Source organism: Metabacillus sp. 22489 (assembly GCF_052044855.1).
GTDB lineage: Bacteria > Bacillota > Bacilli > Bacillales > Bacillaceae > Metabacillus > Metabacillus niabensis.
Genome location: NZ_JBQENT010000008.1, coordinates 30,267 through 51,287, shown reverse-complemented (window position 1 = coordinate 51,287; position 21,021 = coordinate 30,267). Strand labels below are relative to the sequence as shown.

Genomic DNA, 21,021 nt, shown 5'->3' with positions numbered 1-21,021 from the left:
GGGGTGACCGTCAGTTATTACTAAGAAAACTGTTCACAACTGAAGTTCAAAGGTGGTAAGTTTGTTTATCGTGTTAGGAAGCTCCCAGCAATCCCTCCCTCTCTGAAAACCGTATAAACAAGCTATTGTCCTTATCATAACTGTTTAATCTTTAATTACCACAAATTATAATGTCTTTTTAACTAAAAATCAAGATTTCTATAGGAAGATCTTTTATACACTTTAGTCGTTATGATTTTTCTCTTGGTAAAACAGAATGAATGGCATCTCATGCTGAAATTAAAGCGGTTAAGATTAAGCTAAAGGTGCATGGGAGCTAAAAGCTTATGCCAAACGAATAAAATTATAGCAATTGTAGCGGAAAGTACAAAGAGTATTTACTCTAACCTAATTTTGAAACTCACTTAAGCTATGTATGCTCACACGTTCTTCAAAAACATTAAGTATCGTTTGGATCATACCATCGAAAGGATCATCAGAAAAAAGCTTTATTTTCTTCGGTGCAATTGACACAATTGGCCCTAATAAATTTGTATCAATATACATCGGATGTTGTCTGACAAATTTTTCATCAATATAGGCTTTTAATTCATCTTCAGTCATTTCATCAAAATGATTGAACACCTGAAAATGTGTATCATGTACGATTGCAATTTCATCGAGAACACATTCTCTATTTACGAGATAATCCCGCAAGCTTTGAATGAAGTTTTGATACTCCTGTTCAAGCTTATATTCCTCAATTGCCAGCTCCACAATTGACCGTAACCCAGTAGTGTATTCGTGTAAGCGGAACTTTTCAAAAGAGGTATAGCTAAAATATAAATCCGGTCGTAAAAATTGTTCTAACGCTTCTTTTAAAATCAACTCACGCTGAGGAAATTGTTTTACACCTGGAATATCCTCCCGTTCACCTTCCATAATAGATTGTGCAATATGTATGATTTGCTGCTGCTCTTCTTCCTCTAAAAAATAATATTGTTCCTTAATCATCGTTAACATTAATTGCTGTTCTTTATGATTTATTATAAATTGAACAAGACCAGGAATAATTAATCGTTCAATTGATTTCTCCCAAATTTTCGGGTTAATTTTAATGCATCGTTGGTTAACGATTTTTAATTCTGATTCATAATCATTACACAATGAACGAAAGATTGAATAAATCAATTTTGCCTCTTTCGGAGACCCTAATAAAATCTCAAGCATGATTGTCCCCCCTATTTGCCAACACCTAGTTCTATGTATATGGGGGACTGAATGAAATAGAAGTAGGAAATATAAATTTTTCAAAAAGAACATTTTATAAAAAGGGTATGTTCGGAACTCTCGCTTAGCAATAAAGTTACGAAATCAGCTAAAAAAAGCTATTTCTAATGAAAAGACATCCTTCAAAAAGAAGAATTCCTTACCACTGAAATAGCTTAATCTTTAATCTCTTCGGTTCCTTCCAATAAGCTCAATCGGAATTGCCATATGTTTAATTCGTTCCATAATTCTCGCTGCTTTTACAGGCTCCTCCTCACCACGCTGTGAATAAGAGAGATGATGCTGCAGCTCTTTTAAGTTAAAGTTTGAGGAGAAGAATGTTGGTAAATTTTCTAACATACGATATTGTAGAATTGCTCCAAGAATTTCATCCCGCATCCAACTTGACATTGACTCAGCACCGATATCATCTAACATTAAAACCGGGACCTTTTTAACTGCATCCAATTTTTCATCTAAGGAAGAATCTTGAAATGAACCTTTAAGCTCCCTCATAAATTCCGGGACATAAACGAGCATAGAGGAAACCTTTGATGAGGCAAGTTCATTCGCAATCGCACCTAATATATAGGTTTTCCCAACCCCAAAGGATCCATATAAATACAATCCTTTAGGACGCTTCCCATTATTGTATTGTTCAACAAAGTCTTGTGCAAGTCCAATTGCTTTAATTCGACTTGTTTCATCCATTTCAATTTCGATGTTATCAAATTGTGCCTCTAAAATGTCTTTAGGGATATACATACTTTTAATAAGTGATGCATGTTTTTTGCGCTCATCATGGATTACCTTTGTAGGACATTTTTCATATTGAATATTAATCATTCTGCCTTCGATGACTAATCGCGGATGATATCCTTCCAATAAGTTCTTACATTCTGCTAAAGAGGGGCAATCCTGGCAATTTTTACTCTGTTCAATAAATTCAAATAGCTTTACAAGACTTCGCTCAACCATTCCTTCCTCTATCTCTGCAGAATGCTTGGTTAAGAAGGCTTGTACATCAGGATGATTTAACACTTGCTTTTTTAAGTCATTATATCGAGTTTTAAAATCTTTTCGATTCGTTAAAGATTTAAATGAGTTACTCATATGTTCCATTTTGTTCACCACGCTTTCCAGCAATGACATTTAATAGGATTAATTGTTTTTATTATCCTTGTATTTTTTTATTCGATCAAATAATTTCTTTTTTTCTGCCTCAAATTGTTCGCGATCGAGCTCAGGTACATCAGCTTTTGTTTCATTTTCACCGTTATCAGTTTGCTCCTCTTCCTTAAGCCAGGATGGAAGCATTTCTTTTCGAATTGGCTTCTTTTTCGTTGCAGTAGTCTTTTTAGATGTTTTTTCCTCAGCCCACTGTTGATATTGGCGATGCTCATTTTTCGCAAGTTGCATAGCTTCCTTCACAGTCGTAATTTGCTTACGAGCCCAATGACTAGCAATTTTTTCAACATAAGCTTTCGTTAATTTCATATCTGTTTTTAGCATTACATAGTAAATTAAGACGTTTACTACCCCTGGCTCTAATTTTTGCTGGAAGAGGACATCTTCAATTATTTTTAAATCTCCGCTGCTTGGTGGTACGCCACCAGCAATATCTGTTAAAAACTGCCTTGGTGAGATTGTTTCTAATTGATAAGCGAGCTCTTCCTCTTGCGTCCGTTTTGTCGACTTTTCGTCTGTTACAGTACGTAATGACATAGGCTGTGTCTTATCTAATAGTCCAGGTAATTTGTCACCATGTCTAAACTGGTACCAATCTCGTGCTGACTTCCTCAATATTTCGATATCAATGCTATCATCTTGAGTAATGCTATTCATAACGACATTTTTCATATCAACTGCATTGATTCCATATAAGTAGGACAATTTTTTGATAACCTCTTTGACAGTTGGTGTAATGGCACGAGCTGGGATTATCGCATCAGCTAAACCAGAAAGGAATAACTCAAAATCAAATACTTGATCAGCTATTTCCAATGATGCGCGTTTTGTCGTTTGGATATATTCACGTTCTGCTGCTAATGATAAATCCTCTAACGTTTCATGATTTACTTTTGCAATCATATTTGCTGATTGTCCCGAATCAAATATTTCATTAAATGAACGGGTTATTTCCTTCATCTCTTCATCGATTTTCTTTTCTGAAAAGAAACGCTTTAGCTGATAAAATTTATTTTTACCTACTCGATTATATAAATAAATATTTAAAACACCGTCTTGAAAAAATTCATCAGGTGTTAATGGCGCCTGCAGTTCATAAATGTATTTTTTCGATTCGTCCGTTTCCTTGACAAATGTCTTCAATAAACCTAGCCCTTCAAGCTTTAAACGTTCATGATAAATATCGCGCAAATTGCTTTGCATAAGTGTCATCAAGCTATGATGAGTCGATTCCTCTCCCCATAACCGGTTTTGCTCTAGCTCCCCCCACAATGTCATATAGAGGCTAAAGCCCTTTGTACCAATTAACGGCTGGTACAATAAGGTTATTATTTTCCGATCTAATTCTTGAAGGACAGAACTACTTTTTACAATGTACCGATCAATTGCAAGTAACTCTTTCCAATGTTGCTGTTCCATCCCCTTCAACCTTCCTTAAGTTAATTCATTTTATATCATTGAAAAAAGAGCTTGAAGAATTCTTCAATAGCTCTCTATACTATCATATTATCCTATCTTACCTTTTTAATTAAATCTGACAGTTCTTCTATAAACACATTTATATCTTTAAATTGACGATAAACAGAAGCAAAACGAACATATGCGACCTCATCTAATCGAGCAAGCCTGTCCATGACCATTTCCCCAACTAATTCACTATTTACTTCAGAAACACCTTGATTTCTTAATTCCTTCTCAATTTCATGAACAATATCTTCTAATTTTTGAAGTGGTACAGGCCGTTTTTCGCAAGCTTTAATTAATCCTCTTAATATCTTCTCACGACTAAACTCTTCACGTGCTCCATCCTTTTTAACAACGATTAAAGGAATTTCTTCCACTTTTTCAAATGTAGTAAAACGATATAAACATTCTTCACACTCTCTCCGACGTCTTATAGCTCTACTATCGTCAACAGGTCTCGAGTCTAGTACCCTTGTACCATTATGCTGACATGAAGGACATCTCATCTTATCACCTCCATAAAAAATGTCAAATCAAACGTGATTTTTTTAATGATGTTGTCTGCGTTAACTTTGTTGCTTTTTATTAATAATCGCTTTGGTTTGATTTTTAGGGTGGTGGTGAGCCTCCTCGTTCTAAATAACTGCTCAGTCACCCGACTATCCCACGTTTCCCCAGGAGACTTTACACTTATGCTCAAATCAACCTTAACAATGTTTAAAAAACAGCAATATTTTAGAAAATAGACTTAGATTAATTACTTCGATTTGTCCCAATAAAATTTTCTTTTTTATCAAGTTTGTTATAAAGCCCTAAAATAACCTTTCTACTATAACCAAAATCGGTTGGCAAAAACGTATTTGTCGTAACAGTAAAGTCTACAGCTGTTTCTAGTGGGCGTACGGAAACAATTGTAACAACTAAAAAAGCCTTCCGAGGTGAAGTGATATTTACACTCATTTCACCGCGCTCCTCAGAAATAGATGTAATTGTCATTCCAGGTGTTTGTTCAATCAATTCCTTTACTGATTGTACCGCTTTTTTATATGTAAGTTTATAATAATGACTTTGTAAATTTGGGTTATAATGTTTTTCACGTGTTTCTTGATGGGTACTAAAAAAGTCCTTTAATTTATTCATGAAACTCATATGTATAGCTTCCCCTTCCCAATAAAATATATTTTATTGTATCTACAATTTTACCCTAACTCTATCATACTGAAAAATCATCATAATAAAAAGAGGTGCTGATTAAATAATCTGCACCTCGGAAATTTTCTTTTATGATTACAAAGCTTTTGCTTGTGCTTGTTTTATTTCTACAGGTCCCATTCCTCTTGGGATTTCAATGTTTTCACGTGTTTGTGCTCCTAACGATTCCGCAATATGATCTGCTGCAATATTAGGATCTAAATCACCGCAAGTATACACATCAATGCTTGCATACCCATGTTCAGGAAAACTATGGATTGTCAAATGAGATTCAGAAATTATAACAACACCGCTTACTCCTTGTGGAGCAAACTTATGGAATGCAACCTCTCTTATTTCAGCACCTGATTTTAACGCTGCATTTACAAACGTTTTTTCAATATAATCCATGTCATTTAACTTATCAAAATCGCAACCCCATAATTCTGAGATAACGTGTCTACCCATTGTTTCCATATTCATGGATCCCCCTTTTACTATTTTTACATGAATTCTTCGCTAATGGCATATAGTCAACTACCACGGGGGAAAGTTAGTCCTAAGAGGTCCTAACCCTTTAAGTAGCCTTACACCTTGGCTTTTGTAAGAAGTTCACGAAAAATAGTATACTTTGTTTGTATATGTTTTGCAACACTTTTAGAGAAAGTGCTCATAAAGTCTAAGGGGTAATAAATGGAGCATCTATTACATGAATTACGCGGAAATAACTATTAAATTTATCCTTATTTTCTAATCATTATTCGATAAATTCCAAATGATTGTATCCAATATGTTTCGTAATTGTCTTTCTGTTTCTTCCAAAGATCCATTATTATTAATTACATAGTCTGCAAGTTTCAACTTTTCCTTTAAAGGCATTTGTGATTCGATTCTCATTCTAGCTTCATGTTCTGTATAACCATTTCGTCCCATTAATCGTTCTAACTGAATATGCTCATCAACATATACAAGAATTGTTTTATCAACGATATGAGTGAGCTTACTTTCAAACAATAGTGGAATATCCAATACAACAGCTAATGCATTCTTTTGTTTCTCAGATTCAACTTGCTTCAGCATTTCCTCTCTAACTGCAGGGTGAACAATTGAATTAAGCTGTTGTCGCTTCTTCTCATCTGCAAAAATAATTGAGCCTAGCTTTTGACGATTTATTGATTTATCTTCATCGAGAATTCCATCAAATGTTTCAATAATTTTCTTATATGCAGGCTGCCCAATTTCAACAACCTCTCTAGCAATAATATCAGCATCTACTACACGAAGCCCTTGTTTTCGTATCATATTTGAAACAGTACTTTTCCCACTTGCAATTCCACCTGTTAGACCTATAACAATTGTCACACTATGCCCTCCATCAACTATAATTTCCATATTCCTATCATAATAAGAATAATCCCTGGCAAGCAAGTAAATTTATCTACCCAAGAAAACCTCGTTAATAAATAGCCAGATTTTATTCCAAATGAAACGAATAGAGAACTCATACATGCAACTAGAAGACTCATAATAATGGGAGAGTAACCTAATAAAGCTGCGCCAATTCCTGCGCCAAAAGCATCTAACGATAAGGCGAGACCAAGTAATAATGCTTCTACTCCTGTTATCGTTCCAGACTTATCAAAATCTGCAGACATTGGTTTTTTTAAGATATTAATCACAATGCCAAGTGTTTTTATTTCAAACATAATTAACGTTGTTTCCGATTCTTGTTCTTCAGAATTTTCCTTTTCTGGTCTAAAAAACTGATATAAAACCCAAGCACCGATTAATACTAAAATAACCCCACCAAGCCTTTCAGTTACAAATACCGGGAAAATCCTCGTTAGTAAGTCTCCAATTACCATTGCAATTAACATCGTTCCGGCTGAACAGCATGCAATAACGAAAATTGATTTCAACGGGATCTTCATTTTTCGCATTCCATAGGTAAAACCAACCGAAAAACTATCTAAGCTTACTGCGAACGCTAATAATAAAAGTGAAGATATTTGAAACATTTATGCCTAGCCCCTTCCTTCTAAAAGCTAACATAGTGTATGATAGCCGCCTAGATAGTGTTAATAAAAAAAGAAGGAGGTTGAAAGAAAAAAGGTCCAGCATGGTAAACTTTGAAAACACAAAAAAATAGCTGGCTATTAGCCAACTATTTTTACTACCATTATTTTTGACATTTTCGACAAAAATGAGTCCCTCTTCCACCAACAACTGTTTTCGTTAATGGTGTGCCACACGTTTTACAAGGCTCATCTGTTCTTCCGTAAACTAATAATTGGAGCTGAAACATTCCTATTTCACCTTGGGTATTAACATAAGAACGGATCGTACTCCCGCCTTTTTCTACCGCTTCATTTAGTGTTGCAATGATTTCCTTGTGGAGGGCTCTATATTCCTTTTCCGTTAATTGATTCGCAATCCGTTCAGGATGAAGCCCTGCGCGAAATAATGCTTCGTCAACATAAATATTTCCGAGACCGACTACTATAGTCTGATCTAACAAAGCTGATTTTATTTTTCTTGATGTTTTCTTCAACCTTTCTTTTAAATAGGATGAAGTAAATTGTTTTGAAAAAGGTTCAGGACCAAGCTGAGATAATGGCAACTCGGCTTCCTCCTCTCCCTTTTTAAACAAATGCATCGTTCCAAACTTCCTAACATCTTTATATCGTAATTCACTTCCATCAAGGAATTCAAAGATTACATGAGTATGCTTATCAATCTCCTCTTCAGGCTGAAACAACCCATAACGACCTTCCATTCGTAAATGTGAGACTAGAACATAGTCATCTAATATAAATTTTATAAACTTGCCTCTGCGACTCACATCATAAATGGTTTGCCCTTGTAATGCATCCTTAAATTGTTCAATCTCAAAAGGCTTTTTAATTATTTTAGGGTAAAGTACCCTAACCTGCTTTATTGTTTTATCTTTTACAAGCTGTAAAAGAGTACGACGTACCGTTTCAACCTCTGGTAATTCTGGCATAATGTCACTTCCTTTACGTCCTTAGTTAGAGCTTATAAATCATTTAGCATCATACCATGAATCGCCGTAAGAATAATCAACCTTTAACGGTACTTTAAGCTCTACTGCATTTTCCATAACTTCTGGAACAATTTTCTCTAGCAACGAAATTTCTTCTTTTGGCGCCTCAAAAATAAGTTCATCATGAACCTGTAATAATAATTTTGTTTGAGTATTTTCCTTCTTTAATCTCTCTGCCATGTCAATCATTGCCTTTTTGATAATATCTGCAGCACTACCTTGAATTGGTGTATTCATTGCTGTTCTTTCAGCAAAACTACGCAAATTAAAATTACGGCTAGTAATTTCAGGAATATATCGTCTTCGGTGTAGCAATGTTTTTACATAGCCCTTTTCACGAGCATCAACAACAATATCTTCCATGTATTGCTGTACCCCGACAAATGACTCTAAATATCGTTTAATAAATTCACCAGCTTCTTTTCGTGTAATTCCAAGACTTTGTGAAAGACCATAATCACTAATCCCATATACAATTCCAAAGTTTACAGCCTTTGCTTGCCTTCTCATGTTTGAAGTTACTTCATCCTCATTTACATGGAAAACATCCATCGCTGTTTTCGTATGAATATCTAAATCATGCTGAAATGCATCTATTAAATTTTGATCGTTTGCAATATGAGCTAACACACGTAATTCAATCTGTGAATAATCTGCCGCAAAAATCACCCAATCCTTTTTAGAAGGAACGAATGCCTGACGGATTTTTTTCCCTTCTTCAAGTCTAATTGGAATATTTTGGAGATTTGGGTCTGTTGAGCTTAGTCGGCCAGTTGTCGTTAATACTTGGTTAAAACGAGTATGAACACGATGTGTATCCTTGTGGACAACCTTTAATAGCCCTTCAATGTAAGTTGATTGCAGCTTACCTAGTTGGCGATAATGTAAAATTTCTCTTACAATTTCATGCTGGTCTTCAAGTTTTTCTAGGACGTCAGCAGATGTTGAATATCCTGTCTTCGTTTTTTTAATAACAGGTAAATTTAAATTTTCAAAGAGGATAACACCTAATTGTTTAGGTGAATTTATATTAAATTCTCCTCCAGCCAACTCGTGAATTTTTTCTTCCAATGCATTTAATTGTTCTGTTAAATCTTTCCCCATTTCCTTTAAGCGTTCGATATCAACCTTTACTCCAGTTGACTCCATTTCAGCAAGGATAACGGAAAGTGGCATTTCTAAATCATAGAAAAGTGAGGATTGATCGTTTTCCTCTAATTGATTGACAAGCTTTTCTTTTAAATCATAGATTGCTTGTCCCTTCCGTACGAGATGATCACTAAGCTTTTCCTTATCAGGAATTGCCCTCTTAGCACCTTTTCCATAGACTACTTCATCTGACTGTACAATGGTTAATCCATTTTTTCTTGCTACACTTGCAACATCATCAAAGTTTTCTGAAGGATTTAACAAATACGCAGCAATTAACACATCAAATGTCACACCTTTTAGCTCAATTCCTTTCCAATGGAGAGCTACAGCTGTTTTCTTTCCATCATAGACGATTTTTTGCTTTGAATCGTCTACTGCCCATTCTTTGAAAGCTTGAGATGTTAAAGCGATCTCTACAGGGATAAAATAATTTCCGTTCTCATTGTGAATAGCGATGCCATGAATATCTGCTTGATGATAGCTCTCTTCTAGTACCTCAACATAGAGTGCTACTTCATTAGTTAATGCTTTACTCAATAAATTTTCTTCCACGATGATTTCATATCCGATATCTTCAACACTTATTTCCTCTTCGGTAGCCTCATCACCAAGCTTTTCAAGTAATGTGTTAAATCCTAATTCCTTAAAAATTGCCGTAACCTTTTTAACATCAAAACCTTCAAACATAACATCATCAACCGTAATATCAATCGGTGCCTGACAATCGATTGTTGCAAGCTTTTTACTCATCAATGCTTGTTCACGATTTTCTTGCAATCTTTCTTTCAGCTTATTTCCACTAACTTTATCAATAGAATCCAATACATTTTCTAATGTCTCAAATTCCTTTAATAGCTTAATCGCTGTTTTTTCTCCAACTCCAGGTACTCCTGGGATATTATCTGATGTATCTCCCATAAGTCCCTTCATATCTATAATTTGTTCAGGTGACAGCCCATACTTTTCTTGAATAAAATCAGGCGTATAGGAATCAACATCTGTAATCCCTTTTCTAGTAATATCAACTGTAATATGTTTTGTAACTAGCTGGGTCAAATCTTTATCACCAGAGATGACCTTTACTTCAAATCCTTCCTTCTCAGCCTTTTTTGAAAGCGTACCGATGATATCATCCGCCTCATAATTTTCAAGCTCATATCTTGAAATTTGATATGCATCTAACAACTCTCGGATAAATGGAAACTGTTCAGATAACTCAGGTGGTGTTTTTTGGCGCCCGCCTTTATATTCCTGAAAGGTTTCATGACGAAACGTTGTTTTCCCTGCATCGAATGCAACTAGCATATGTGATGGCTTTTCCTCTTCAAGAATTTTCATTAAAATCATCGTAAAGCCATAGATAGCATTTGTATGTACACCTTTATCATTATTTAATAACGGCAAAGCAAAAAATGCGCGATATGCAATACTATTCCCGTCAATTAGTACTATTTTTTTTGTCAAATTTTCTTCCTCCCTGATTTCTATTTCATATACCAACAAGTCGTGGCATTTGCCAATTCACTTTAAACGAATATGCTACCATAACATTTATTGAAATTATCAACAAAAAAACCATTTCCCATTCTATTTTATCACGAGTCTAAATAGAATGGAAAACGGTTGGTTGTTATTGCTTATTTTCGAATTTTATTGAGCACCTTTAAGCAATTGTGCATAAGGTGAATCAAAAGGAATAATTATGACTGTTTCATCATTTATCGTTTGTTTATACGATTGCAAAGTGCGATACATTTCATAAAATTCTGGATCCTTTGAATAGGCTGAATTATACATTTTGGCTGCTTCACTTTCACCTTGACTTCGAATTTCCTCTGCATTTGCTTCTGCATTTGCAAGCATTTCCTTTACTTCGCTATCTGTTTCCGCAATAATTCTATTTTTTTCTGCATCACCCTTCGATAAATATCCTTGTGCAGTTGATTCCCGTTCAGAAATCATTCTAGTAAAAACCGATTGTTCATTTTCTTCAGGTAAGTCCGTTCGCTTCATTCGTACATCTGTTACAACTATACCATAATCATCTTTTTCTAATAACTCATTTACGATATCTGTAACCTGGTCATTTAAACTTCCCCTTGACGATTTTTCATCATTTATAATATCATCATAATTCAATTGTCCAAGCTCTGAACGAACCGTTGAAAAAACGAATTCCGCCATTTTTGTTTCTGCATTTACAAGGGTACGAGCATTCGCAATAAGTTTTTTCGGATCATCTATTTTCCAAACTGTATAGTTATCAATTATGAGTCGTTTTTTGTCCTTTGTATTAATTTCTGCTTCCTGAACATTATAGGTCATTTGATATTTAGGGAGAGTTGTTACAGACTGAATAAACGGTATTTTCATATTTAATCCAGGCTGCTCAATGATGCGAACTACTTCACCAAATTGTCTCACTACTTTAAATTCATTTTCCTTAACAATAAAAATATTTGTTAATACAATTACAAGCAATATAATCGTAATCAATAGGATAATTCCCGCACGGATATACCCTTTAATAAATGGAAGCTTCTTTTCACCCATGTTCACTATTTTTTCATCGGCCATTTGTTTCACTTCCTTTACTATCTGACGTATCTGATGGTTCAGTTGGTTCTGATGGTTCTGATGAACTCTCTTCTTCAGGTACTACTGTCTTGCTAGTAGTTGTTTCTTTTATCGGTAAGTATTTCATTGTATTACCGTCATCTTCCATAATATAAATTTCTGCATTAGGTAATACTTGGTCAATTGTTTCTAGCACAAGTCTTGTTTTCGTAATGTCTTTATTATTGACATACTCATTATAAATAGCATTAAATTGTGCGACATCGCCCCGGGCTTCTTCAATACGGGATGCTTTATCTCCATTTGCCGCATGAATAATCGCATCCTTTTCCCCTTTAGCCTCTTCAGTCCGTTGATTACGATATTTCATTGCTTCATTTTTCCTAGTGTTCATTGTTTCACGAGCATCTGTTACATTTGTAAACGCCTTACGCACCTCTTCATTAGGAAGGTCAACATCTTGCAATTTAACAGCTAATATTGTAATTCCGATATCATAATTTTTTATAAGCGTTGATAAAAGCTCTTGTACTTGTTTTTCAATTTCCACCTTACCAGATGTTAAAGCATCATCTATTGTTGAGCTACCAATAATACTTCTTAAAGAAGCTGATGTAGCATCCTCTAGTATTTCTTCCGGATTTTCAGCATTAAATAAATATTTACCCGGCTCAGTTATTTTCCATTGGACAACCATATCTGCTAAAACAATGTTTTCATCACCGGTAATCATTTTTGTCTCTTTTGGAAAATCCTTTACTTCTCCGTCCTTTGATTCTTTATATCCAAATTGTAAACTAAATGTTTCCTTTGATAGGATTTCTACAGATTGAATTGGCCATGGATATTTAAAATGTAAACCAGGCTCACTTACACCTTCCTCAACTTTACCAAGTGTAATCATTACCGCCTGTTCGGATTCATCAACTGTATACCAAGATGTAAATACAACAATCGACAGTAAAATAAGCAGAATTGCAAATCCAATGATGGTAAAAATTCTTTTTATACTTAACATCCTACCCCTACTTTCTCTACGTACTTTTACCTCACCTTTCATACGTATTTAATCGGAGAAAGTTTCAAATATTACTCAGTAATAGAAAAATTTAACTGCATAAAAAAAGGGACGAGAGCTTTACGCTCTCGTCCAAAAGATTGGCTCCTTGGATGAAGGGGTTTTCACTTTGTATCATATCAACTGTATATTAAGATAGGATAAACCTCATGTAAATTATTTGTAAAGTATGTCGAAATTTACACCAATTAGATTTCCGACTCAAACTTTTCATTTAACCTTACAGTAAAAGTAGTTCCTTCACCAAGTTGACTCTTCACTGTTATTAAGCCTTTATGAGCCTCGACTAAATGCTTAACAATTGCTAATCCCAAACCCGTTCCTCCAGAATTTCTACTTCGGGCACGATCAACTCGATAAAAACGCTCAAATATTCGCGGTATTTCTTCTGTTTTTATACCAATTCCTGTATCAGAAACTGTAACAATAACAGCTCCTTCATCTTTCTCTACTTGAACATGAACTGAGCCACCCTTTGGTGTATATGTTAATGCATTGTTAATTAAATTAATAAAAATTTGCTTTAATCGATATAAATCCCCTTCAACAAAAACAAAGCCCTCTGGAACGGTATAGGTCAATTCGATTTCTTTTTCTTTTGCCTTACCTTTAAGGATGACTTCGATATCCTCTAATATTTCTTTCACATCACAAGCTTGAATAGATAGCTTAAAGCCTTGCTGTTCAATTTTTGATAAATCTAATAAATCTTGGATTAATGTTTGTAATCGATCACTTTCTTTAAGAATAATCGATAAAAAATATTCAGCAGTCTCCCTATCATTGAGTGCACCGTCCAGCAAAGTTTCGCTAAACCCTTTGATTGATGTTATTGGAGTTTTGAGCTCATGAGAAACATTTGCAACAAAGTCCTTCCTCATTTGCTCTAATTTTTTCAATTCTGTTATATCATGGAATACAAGGACAATCCCCTTCCACTCATCATTCGTTCCAATTATCGGCGCTCCATATACCTCAAAATGCTTAAATTCTATATTTAACGGTAGCTGGAGTTGCTTTCTTACTTTTACTTCGGTCATAAAGATTTCTTCAACAAGCTCAATGATTTCATTGTGAGTAAACGCATCATAATATAACTGATAAAGAAATTTCGCAGATTCCACTTCAAATAACTCTTTATAGGCTCGATTAACTAAATTAATATATCCTCTTCCATCGATTAAAATTAAGCCGCTACCCATGTTTTCAATTAAAGTTTGGAGACGGTCCTGCTGCATTTCTTGAGCACGTGTCATATCTTGAAGATTTCTTGCTAAAATATTTATATATTGACTAAGCATTCCTGTTTCATCGAGATGATCCTCATAAGTACGTGCTTTATAATTTCCCTTCGCAAGCTCCATTGCAACCTTTGTGGCAGACTCAATAGGGCGAGTATATTGTCGTGTAATTTTTACGCCAATAAAAAGGATAATGATAAAAGCTAAACTTAAACTCACGACTAACAATATCCACATATGTTGAATCATCTTATTTAGTTCTTCAATTGATGTGTTAACAAGGACGATCCCTTTATACGTATTTCCCTCAATAATCGGTAACCCAAAATAGCCGATTTTATTCGCAGGATCTGTTGCATAATGCCCTTCTTCTTTGTTTTTCATAACCGGAAGGACGTTTTCAATCATTTGATGATGATCATGTGCGCCTTCTAGTTGCCCTGCATCATAAATTACCTCGTCATTCTCATTTAATATTGTAATGTGCGAAGTAAACGACTCACTCAAATCAAGGACAAAGCTTGTAGATTCTTCATTCGATAACCCTTTCTCAAACACAAGAGTTTTGGCTAGTTTCGCTTCCTTTTGTAACATGTCCTTAAAAGAATTAATATAATAGTTTTGAAAAATTTGTCCTAATAATAAACCTAAACCGACAAGAACCGATACAATTAATACAAATAGCCCAAAAAGTAATCGGGAACGAAATTTATTCATCCATTTTAGGCTCCTCTAACTTATAGCCCAATCCTCTTATTGTTTTAATGTAAAGCGGCTTTTTCGTGTTTCTTTCAATTTTTTCACGGAGGTGACTGATATGAACATCGACTATTCTTGTATCTCCGGCAAAGTCATAGTCCCAAACAGCACTAAGAAGTTGATCACGCGTCAAGACTCTTCCCTTATGTTTCGCTAAATAAACAAGAAGCTCAAATTCCTTTGGTGTTAAATCCAATCTCTCATTCACGTAATAAGCCTCATAATGCTCTGGTAAAACTTTTAAATCACCGATAATCATTTGTTCTGGTTCATCAGGTTCCTTTTGTTCTACTTCTTGATGAGTATGTGATGATCGTCTAAGAATAGCTTTAACTCTTGCTACAACTTCTCTTGGACTAAATGGCTTAGTCATATAATCATCAGCGCCTAGTTCTAGACCTAATACCTTATCAAATTCATCGTCTTTAGCAGTTAACATCAAAATTGGAACCATTATTTTTCTTTGTCGAAGTTCCTTACAAACCTCAAGTCCATCCATTTTTGGAAGCATAAGATCTAAAACAATTAAATCTGGCTCATCAGCGATACAGCTTTGTATCCCTGCCTCACCATCCATAGCAGTTTGGACAAGATAGCCCGCCTTCTCTAAATTATACTGTAGCAATGTTAAAATCGATTGCTCATCATCCACAACTAAAATCTTCTTACTCATAAAATCCTCCAACACTCATTATTCCCCTACAAACAACCAATCTGTTTTTACTTCTATTATATCTCGAAAACTTGTTTCATGTAGCGTTTTCCTCACGAAATCTCATTTCCATTTTCTCTCTATTTCCAAAGAATCTTCAGCAAAACATTGACTGCCGAAATAAAGTACGAATAATCGAAAAGACTTCTTATATAAAAATCACTTTTCTACTATTCATAAAACTCTATCTTCTTTTGTAAATTCATTATATCGTAACTCAAACTATAAGAAACTTCAAATTAATAGGATTTTCGGAGGATTTTTTAATTTTAAGCAGTAGTTAAGCACTTACTCCTTCCAAAACACAGATTGGGCTTAAAAACACATCTAAAAAAGGAACCTAATGAAAAAAAACTGCATATAAAAATTGCAGTTTCATCATTAAGCTGGACATATCCAATTTTTCTATGTATTCTACCATCATCTATCTTTAATCGTATTGTCAATTAAAATACGTACAACTAATTATCCAAAAGTTAAAAATTATCTAATGCATTCCCTTCCAATTGTTCGGTTGTACACGGTGGACTTACCGTAACACTTCCATCAATTAATATTTCTTCCTCAGAACTTAATGCTTGAACCGAAACAACAATTTTATTTTCTGATACTAATATTTCTGTTACCTCAAAATTAAATTGTATAACTGTATAATGATAAATAGGTCTATGAAATGTTAATTCATGTTTCAAAATATGACTTCCAGGCCCAGGTAAATATTTTGAGATTGCAGAAATTATTATACCTGTTAACATAATGCTTGGAACAAGAGGTTTTTTGTATGGAGTTTGAGAAGCATAGTCATGCTGTATGTAGAGCGGATTCGCATCATTCGTTAATCCTAAATAAAGGAGTAATTCTTTATCCTCTATTTTTTCCGTTAACGATAATTTTTCACCAATAGAAATATCTTTAATATTTCTTCCAAGTTTTCGCTTCTTCCCAAGAAGCATGGTTAGCACCACCTTTGTATCATTTACAATTCATTTATATATCACTTAAATTCAATTATTAAGCAGAAGAAGGCACCGTATATAATTAGATAGTAAAAAAAGAAAATTGAGCAAAACTCAACTTTCTTTTTATCTATTACATGATTATCGTCCAATCGTACTAAGATAATACCTTCATGACATTTTTAACTGAATCCGCTGATTTTTGTAAGGCAGCTTTTTCATCTTCAGTTAAATCTAACTCAATAATTTGTTCTAACCCATTTCCACCAAGTACGGTAGGAACACCTAAATAAATACCATCAAATCCATATTCACCCTCTAAATAGACAATTGATGGTAAAACACGACGTTGGTCTTTTACAATTGCTTCTACCATTTCTACTAGTGAAGCTGCAGGAGCATAATATGCACTTCCATTCCCTAATAGATTAACAATTTCACCGCCGCCTTTACGTGTTCTTTCAACGATAGCATCAAGGCGTTCTTTCGGAATTAATGTTTCCAGAGGAATACCACCTGCATATGAATAACGTACAAGCGGAACCATATCGTCTCCATGTCCACCTAATACAAATCCAGTAATATCTTTAACAGAAAGATTTAATTCTTGAGCAACAAACGTACGGAAGCGAGCAGTATCCAATACACCTGACTGTCCTATTACGCGATGCTTAGGGAAACCAGATTCCTTGTATACAGTATATGTCATTGCATCGACAGGGTTTGTCAAAACAATGATCGTACAATCAGGAGAATATTTAACTACTTCCCTTGTAACAGACTTCATAATCCCTGCATTTGTTGAGACAAGATCATCCCGGCTCATTCCAGGCTTTCTAGCAATTCCAGCTGTAATAACAACTATGTCAGATTTCTCTGTATCTTCATAATTGGATGTACCAATAATATTTGCATCAAATCCTTGTATTGGACTAGCCTCAAGCATATCTAATGCCTTGCCCTTTGTAGGATTTTCCATTAGAGGAATATCCACTAAAACAACATCAGCTAACTCCTTTTGAGCAAGGAGAAAAGCAGTTGTTGCACCAGTAAATCCACTTCCGATAACAGACACCTTTTTACGTGTAATTGCCATAAAAACCATCCTCTCGCTATCGTTTCCTTATTTGTTAGAAAAATGGGACGAATCTTTGGATAAGCAAATATACATTCTAAACCTTCGAACATATTCGCTTCGTCCAAAGTACGCCCCTTAGAAGTCATGACGAACTAACTCTCGATTAGTATTAACCTAAATTTTTAATTAGCTCATCAGCAAATTCTGAACATTTAACCTCTGTTGCACCTTCCATTAAACGTGCAAAGTCATAAGTAACAACTTTTGAAGCAATTGTCTTTTCAACTGAATTTGTAATTAATTGAGCTGCTTCAGTCCAACCAAGATGTTCAAGCATAAGAACACCAGAAAGAAGTACTGAAGATGGGTTTACTTTGTCTAAGCCCGCGTACTTAGGTGCTGTTCCATGAGTTGCTTCAAAAATAGCATGACCAGTTTCATAGTTGATGTTTGCTCCAGGTGCAATACCGATACCACCAACTTGTGCTGCTAATGCATCAGAAATATAGTCTCCATTTAAGTTCATTGTAGCTACTACATCGAATTCACGAGGACGAGTTAAAATCTGTTGTAGGAAAATGTCTGCAATTGAATCTTTAATAATAATTTTTCCTGCTGCTTCTGCATCAGCTTGAGCTTTATTAGCTGCTTCTTTACCTTCAGCTTCTGCAATGCGATCATATTCAGCCCACGTAAATACTTTATCGCCGAATTCTTTTTCAGCAAGTTCATAACCCCAGTTTTTAAAAGCACCTTCAGTAAATTTCATAATATTACCTTTGTGAACTAGTGTAACTGACTTGCGACCATGCTCAATTGCATAGTTAATTGCAGCTCTTACTAGACGGCTTGTACCTTCTTGTGAAACAGGCTTAATTCCGATTCCAGATGTTTCAGGGAAGCGAATTTTATTTACACCCATTTCATTTTTTAAGAAGTTGATTAATTTTTCTACTTCTTCTGTTCCTTTTGCATATTCAATACCTGCATAGATATCTTCTGTATTTTCACGGAAAATAACCATATCAGTATCTTCTGGACGTTTAACTGGTGAAGGAACACCTTGGAAATAACGAACAGGACGTAAGCAAGTAAATAAATCTAACTCCTGACGAAGTGCTACGTTTAATGAACGGATACCTCCGCCAATTGGTGTTGTTAATGGACCTTTAATCGCGATTAAATACTCACGAATAACTTCTAATGTTTCATCTGGTAACCATTCACCTGTTTGGTTAAATGCTTTTTCTCCTGCAAGAACCTCTTTCCAAACAATTTTCTTTTCACCATTGTATGCTTTTTCAACCGCTGCTTCTAATACACGTGATGCTGCAGCCCAAATATCAGGACCGATTCCATCTCCTTCAATGAATGGTATAACTGGATTGTTTGGTACATTTAAAACTCCATTAGTAACTTGAATTTTTTCGCCTTGTGTCAAAAAAATTACCTCCCAGGTTATGTAATATATTTTATTTATCCATTGGATAGATAATACCTTTTTAGTATAGTAGTTTTTTAGTTTTTTTGAAGTGTTTCACTACTATTTTTTACTTCACAGAGTAATCCCCCCATTTAGCAGGGAGGATTACCGTTTTTAAATAATATGAATTGAATCCTTATCCTCTTTGTTCTACAGGAATATAGATTTGTTTCTCTGGACCTACATACTCAGCACGTGGTCTGATTAATCGATTGTTTTCATATTGTTCTAAAATATGTGCAAGCCATCCAGAAACACGACTTACTGCAAAGATTGGTGTAAATAAATCATGATCAATACCTAAGCTATGATACATTGATGCAGAATAAAAATCTACATTTGGCGGCAATGGTTTTCTTGCCGTAACAAGCTCTTCAATTTTTGTAGACATTTCATACCATTTAGGCTGACCTGTTAATTTTGTCAATTTCTCTGACATTTTCTTCAGATGTTTTGCTCTAGGGTCTCCTTTACGATAGACACGATGTCCGAAGCCCATTATTTTTTCTTTATTGGCAAATTTTTCATTAATGTAGCTTTCAACATTTTCTACTTCACCAATTTCAGAGAGCATTTTCATAACTGCCTCGTTTGCCCCTCCATGTAATGGACCTTTAAGTGCACCGATAGCTGAGGTAACACCGGAATATACATCAGATAAAGTTGCAACACATACTCTTGCAGTAAAAGTTGACGCATTTAATTCATGATCAGCATGTAAGACAAGTGCTTTATTAAATGCCTCAACTGCTACTTCATTAGGCTCCTCACCTAGTAACGTATATAAGAAATTTGCAGCCATTGATAAATCTGTTCGTGGCTCAATTGGCTCTAATCCTTTTCGAATACGTGCAAATGATGTAACGATAATTGGAAGCTGTGCTTGAAGGCGAATCGCTTTTCTATAATTTGCTTCAGGACTCATATCATCAGCTTCTTCATCAAATAAGCCGAGTAATGATACAGCTGTTCGAAGTGCTGCCATAGGATGCACACGTTTGATAGGGTATGTTTTGAAGTGGTCAATGACTTGTTGTGGAATTTTCGCATTTTCCGCAAGTTGTCTCTTAATTTCACTTAATTGCTCTAAATTTGGAAGTTTTCGATGCCATAGTAAATATACCACTTCTTCAAAGCTTGCATGTTCTGCTAAATCATCAATGTTATAACCTACATAAGTTAAATTATCATCGATAATCGAACTTACAGATGAAGTAGTAGCAATGATTCCTTCTAGACCGCGTGTTACTGTCATAAAAATCCTCTCCTTTACCTCTAATTCCCCATATTAATCTAAAAAGTCCAAATATTGCAATAAAAAAATCTCCCCATCACATTTTATTATCATCGTTTATATGTAGAGAATCCTCTTTCTCTATGTATTTCTCGTTAATAAAATTAACTTATATCAAACGAAATCGAATGGGTTATTTAAACTTCTAGATGATTGAGCGCTTGCTCATGAAACTAACGACGAAAAGAAAATGCTTACATTTTTTCTTAAGAGAAACAAAAATAGGCAATTCAAAATTCTCTATAGAAATCTCATCAAAGATATGACTCTGTCGATGTGTACAACATACGTTTCTAGAGCCTATTTATGAATCTATCCTTATTATAAACAATTATCAGACTTTTGTGAATGAAAAACAATTGAAACGGCAAAAAAATTTGTTAGAAAAATGATTTTTTAACATTTTTTCTACTTTTTCATCCCTATCTTAAATAACTTTCTACAAAAATGTTATTGTAGTGTACATTAATTTTCACTATTATTTCCTAATAAATCCAATGAAATAAGACGAAAACAATCCGAATATTCCCCACCTA

18 protein-coding genes and 1 other annotated feature (1 of these 19 cut by a window edge) are annotated in these 21,021 nt (G+C 34.6%); all 18 genes read right to left on the bottom strand.

Annotated features, from left to right (window positions below):
* Positions 1-147, bottom strand: a binding site (T-box leader); it reaches 97 nt to the left of the window's first position.
* A 240-nt stretch (positions 148-387) separates the two neighbouring features.
* Positions 388-1,209: a putative sporulation protein YtxC gene (ytxC, locus tag ACTJJ9_RS06935; RefSeq protein ID WP_174879178.1), complete on the bottom strand. Its 822-nt coding sequence runs from the start codon at positions 1,207-1,209 to the stop codon at positions 388-390.
* Between the two features lie 222 nt (positions 1,210-1,431).
* Complete coding sequence (dnaI, locus tag ACTJJ9_RS06930; protein ID WP_095300634.1) at positions 1,432-2,370, bottom strand: primosomal protein DnaI; 939 nt, start codon at positions 2,368-2,370, stop codon at positions 1,432-1,434.
* A 39-nt stretch (positions 2,371-2,409) separates the two neighbouring features.
* Positions 2,410-3,855 (bottom strand): replication initiation and membrane attachment family protein, encoded by a 1,446-nt coding sequence (locus ACTJJ9_RS06925; RefSeq protein ID WP_095300635.1) that lies wholly within the window; start codon positions 3,853-3,855, stop codon positions 2,410-2,412.
* Positions 3,856-3,947: 92 nt separating this feature from the next.
* Positions 3,948-4,406 (bottom strand): transcriptional regulator NrdR, encoded by a 459-nt coding sequence (gene nrdR / locus ACTJJ9_RS06920; RefSeq protein ID WP_095300636.1) that lies wholly within the window; start codon positions 4,404-4,406, stop codon positions 3,948-3,950.
* A 247-nt stretch (positions 4,407-4,653) separates the two neighbouring features.
* Positions 4,654-5,049 (bottom strand): cytosolic protein, encoded by a 396-nt coding sequence (locus ACTJJ9_RS06915; RefSeq protein WP_095300637.1) that lies wholly within the window; start codon positions 5,047-5,049, stop codon positions 4,654-4,656.
* Positions 5,050-5,187: 138 nt separating this feature from the next.
* Complete coding sequence (gene speD, locus ACTJJ9_RS06910; protein WP_095300639.1) at positions 5,188-5,568, bottom strand: adenosylmethionine decarboxylase; 381 nt, start codon at positions 5,566-5,568, stop codon at positions 5,188-5,190.
* Between the two features lie 273 nt (positions 5,569-5,841).
* The gene (coaE, locus tag ACTJJ9_RS06905) at positions 5,842-6,453 is read right to left on the bottom strand and encodes a dephospho-CoA kinase (RefSeq protein ID WP_095300640.1); all 612 of its coding nucleotides are present in this window, start codon (positions 6,451-6,453) and stop codon (positions 5,842-5,844) included.
* Positions 6,454-6,470: 17 nt separating this feature from the next.
* Positions 6,471-7,109 carry a sporulation membrane protein YtaF gene (gene ytaF / locus ACTJJ9_RS06900; RefSeq protein WP_095300641.1) on the bottom strand — a complete coding sequence of 213 codons (639 nt, stop codon included), beginning with the start codon at positions 7,107-7,109 and terminating at the stop codon, positions 6,471-6,473.
* A 161-nt stretch (positions 7,110-7,270) separates the two neighbouring features.
* Positions 7,271-8,095 (bottom strand): DNA-formamidopyrimidine glycosylase, encoded by an 825-nt coding sequence (mutM, locus tag ACTJJ9_RS06895; protein WP_095300642.1) that lies wholly within the window; start codon positions 8,093-8,095, stop codon positions 7,271-7,273.
* 39 nt (positions 8,096-8,134) lie between these two features.
* A complete protein-coding gene (polA, locus tag ACTJJ9_RS06890; protein ID WP_095300643.1) occupies positions 8,135-10,771 on the bottom strand; it encodes a DNA polymerase I in 2,637 nt (878 codons plus the stop codon).
* Positions 10,772-10,957: 186 nt separating this feature from the next.
* Positions 10,958-11,884: a protease modulator HflC gene (hflC, locus tag ACTJJ9_RS06885; protein WP_095300644.1), complete on the bottom strand. Its 927-nt coding sequence runs from the start codon at positions 11,882-11,884 to the stop codon at positions 10,958-10,960.
* Positions 11,874-12,902, bottom strand: a complete 1,029-nt coding sequence (gene hflK, locus ACTJJ9_RS06880) for an FtsH protease activity modulator HflK (RefSeq protein ID WP_095300645.1) — start codon at positions 12,900-12,902, stop codon at positions 11,874-11,876. Before hflK ends, hflC begins: the two co-directional genes overlap by 11 nt.
* 248 nt (positions 12,903-13,150) lie before the next feature.
* Entirely contained in the window at positions 13,151-14,920 is a 1,770-nt protein-coding gene (gene pnpS, locus ACTJJ9_RS06875; RefSeq protein ID WP_145583774.1) for a two-component system histidine kinase PnpS, read from the bottom strand.
* Positions 14,913-15,635 carry a response regulator transcription factor gene (locus tag ACTJJ9_RS06870; RefSeq protein ID WP_095300669.1) on the bottom strand — a complete coding sequence of 241 codons (723 nt, stop codon included), beginning with the start codon at positions 15,633-15,635 and terminating at the stop codon, positions 14,913-14,915. The genes pnpS and ACTJJ9_RS06870 overlap by 8 nt, the downstream gene beginning before the upstream one ends.
* Positions 15,636-16,150: 515 nt before the next feature.
* Positions 16,151-16,627 (bottom strand): MaoC/PaaZ C-terminal domain-containing protein, encoded by a 477-nt coding sequence (locus ACTJJ9_RS06865; RefSeq protein WP_145583772.1) that lies wholly within the window; start codon positions 16,625-16,627, stop codon positions 16,151-16,153.
* 160 nt (positions 16,628-16,787) lie between these two features.
* The gene (gene mdh / locus ACTJJ9_RS06860) at positions 16,788-17,726 is read right to left on the bottom strand and encodes a malate dehydrogenase (RefSeq protein ID WP_440768563.1); all 939 of its coding nucleotides are present in this window, start codon (positions 17,724-17,726) and stop codon (positions 16,788-16,790) included.
* Positions 17,727-17,877: 151 nt separating this feature from the next.
* Positions 17,878-19,149 carry an NADP-dependent isocitrate dehydrogenase gene (gene icd / locus ACTJJ9_RS06855; RefSeq protein WP_095300649.1) on the bottom strand — a complete coding sequence of 424 codons (1,272 nt, stop codon included), beginning with the start codon at positions 19,147-19,149 and terminating at the stop codon, positions 17,878-17,880.
* A 178-nt stretch (positions 19,150-19,327) separates the two neighbouring features.
* Positions 19,328-20,446 (bottom strand): citrate synthase, encoded by a 1,119-nt coding sequence (gene citZ, locus ACTJJ9_RS06850; protein ID WP_095300650.1) that lies wholly within the window; start codon positions 20,444-20,446, stop codon positions 19,328-19,330.
* Positions 20,447-21,021: the final 575 nt, after the last annotated feature.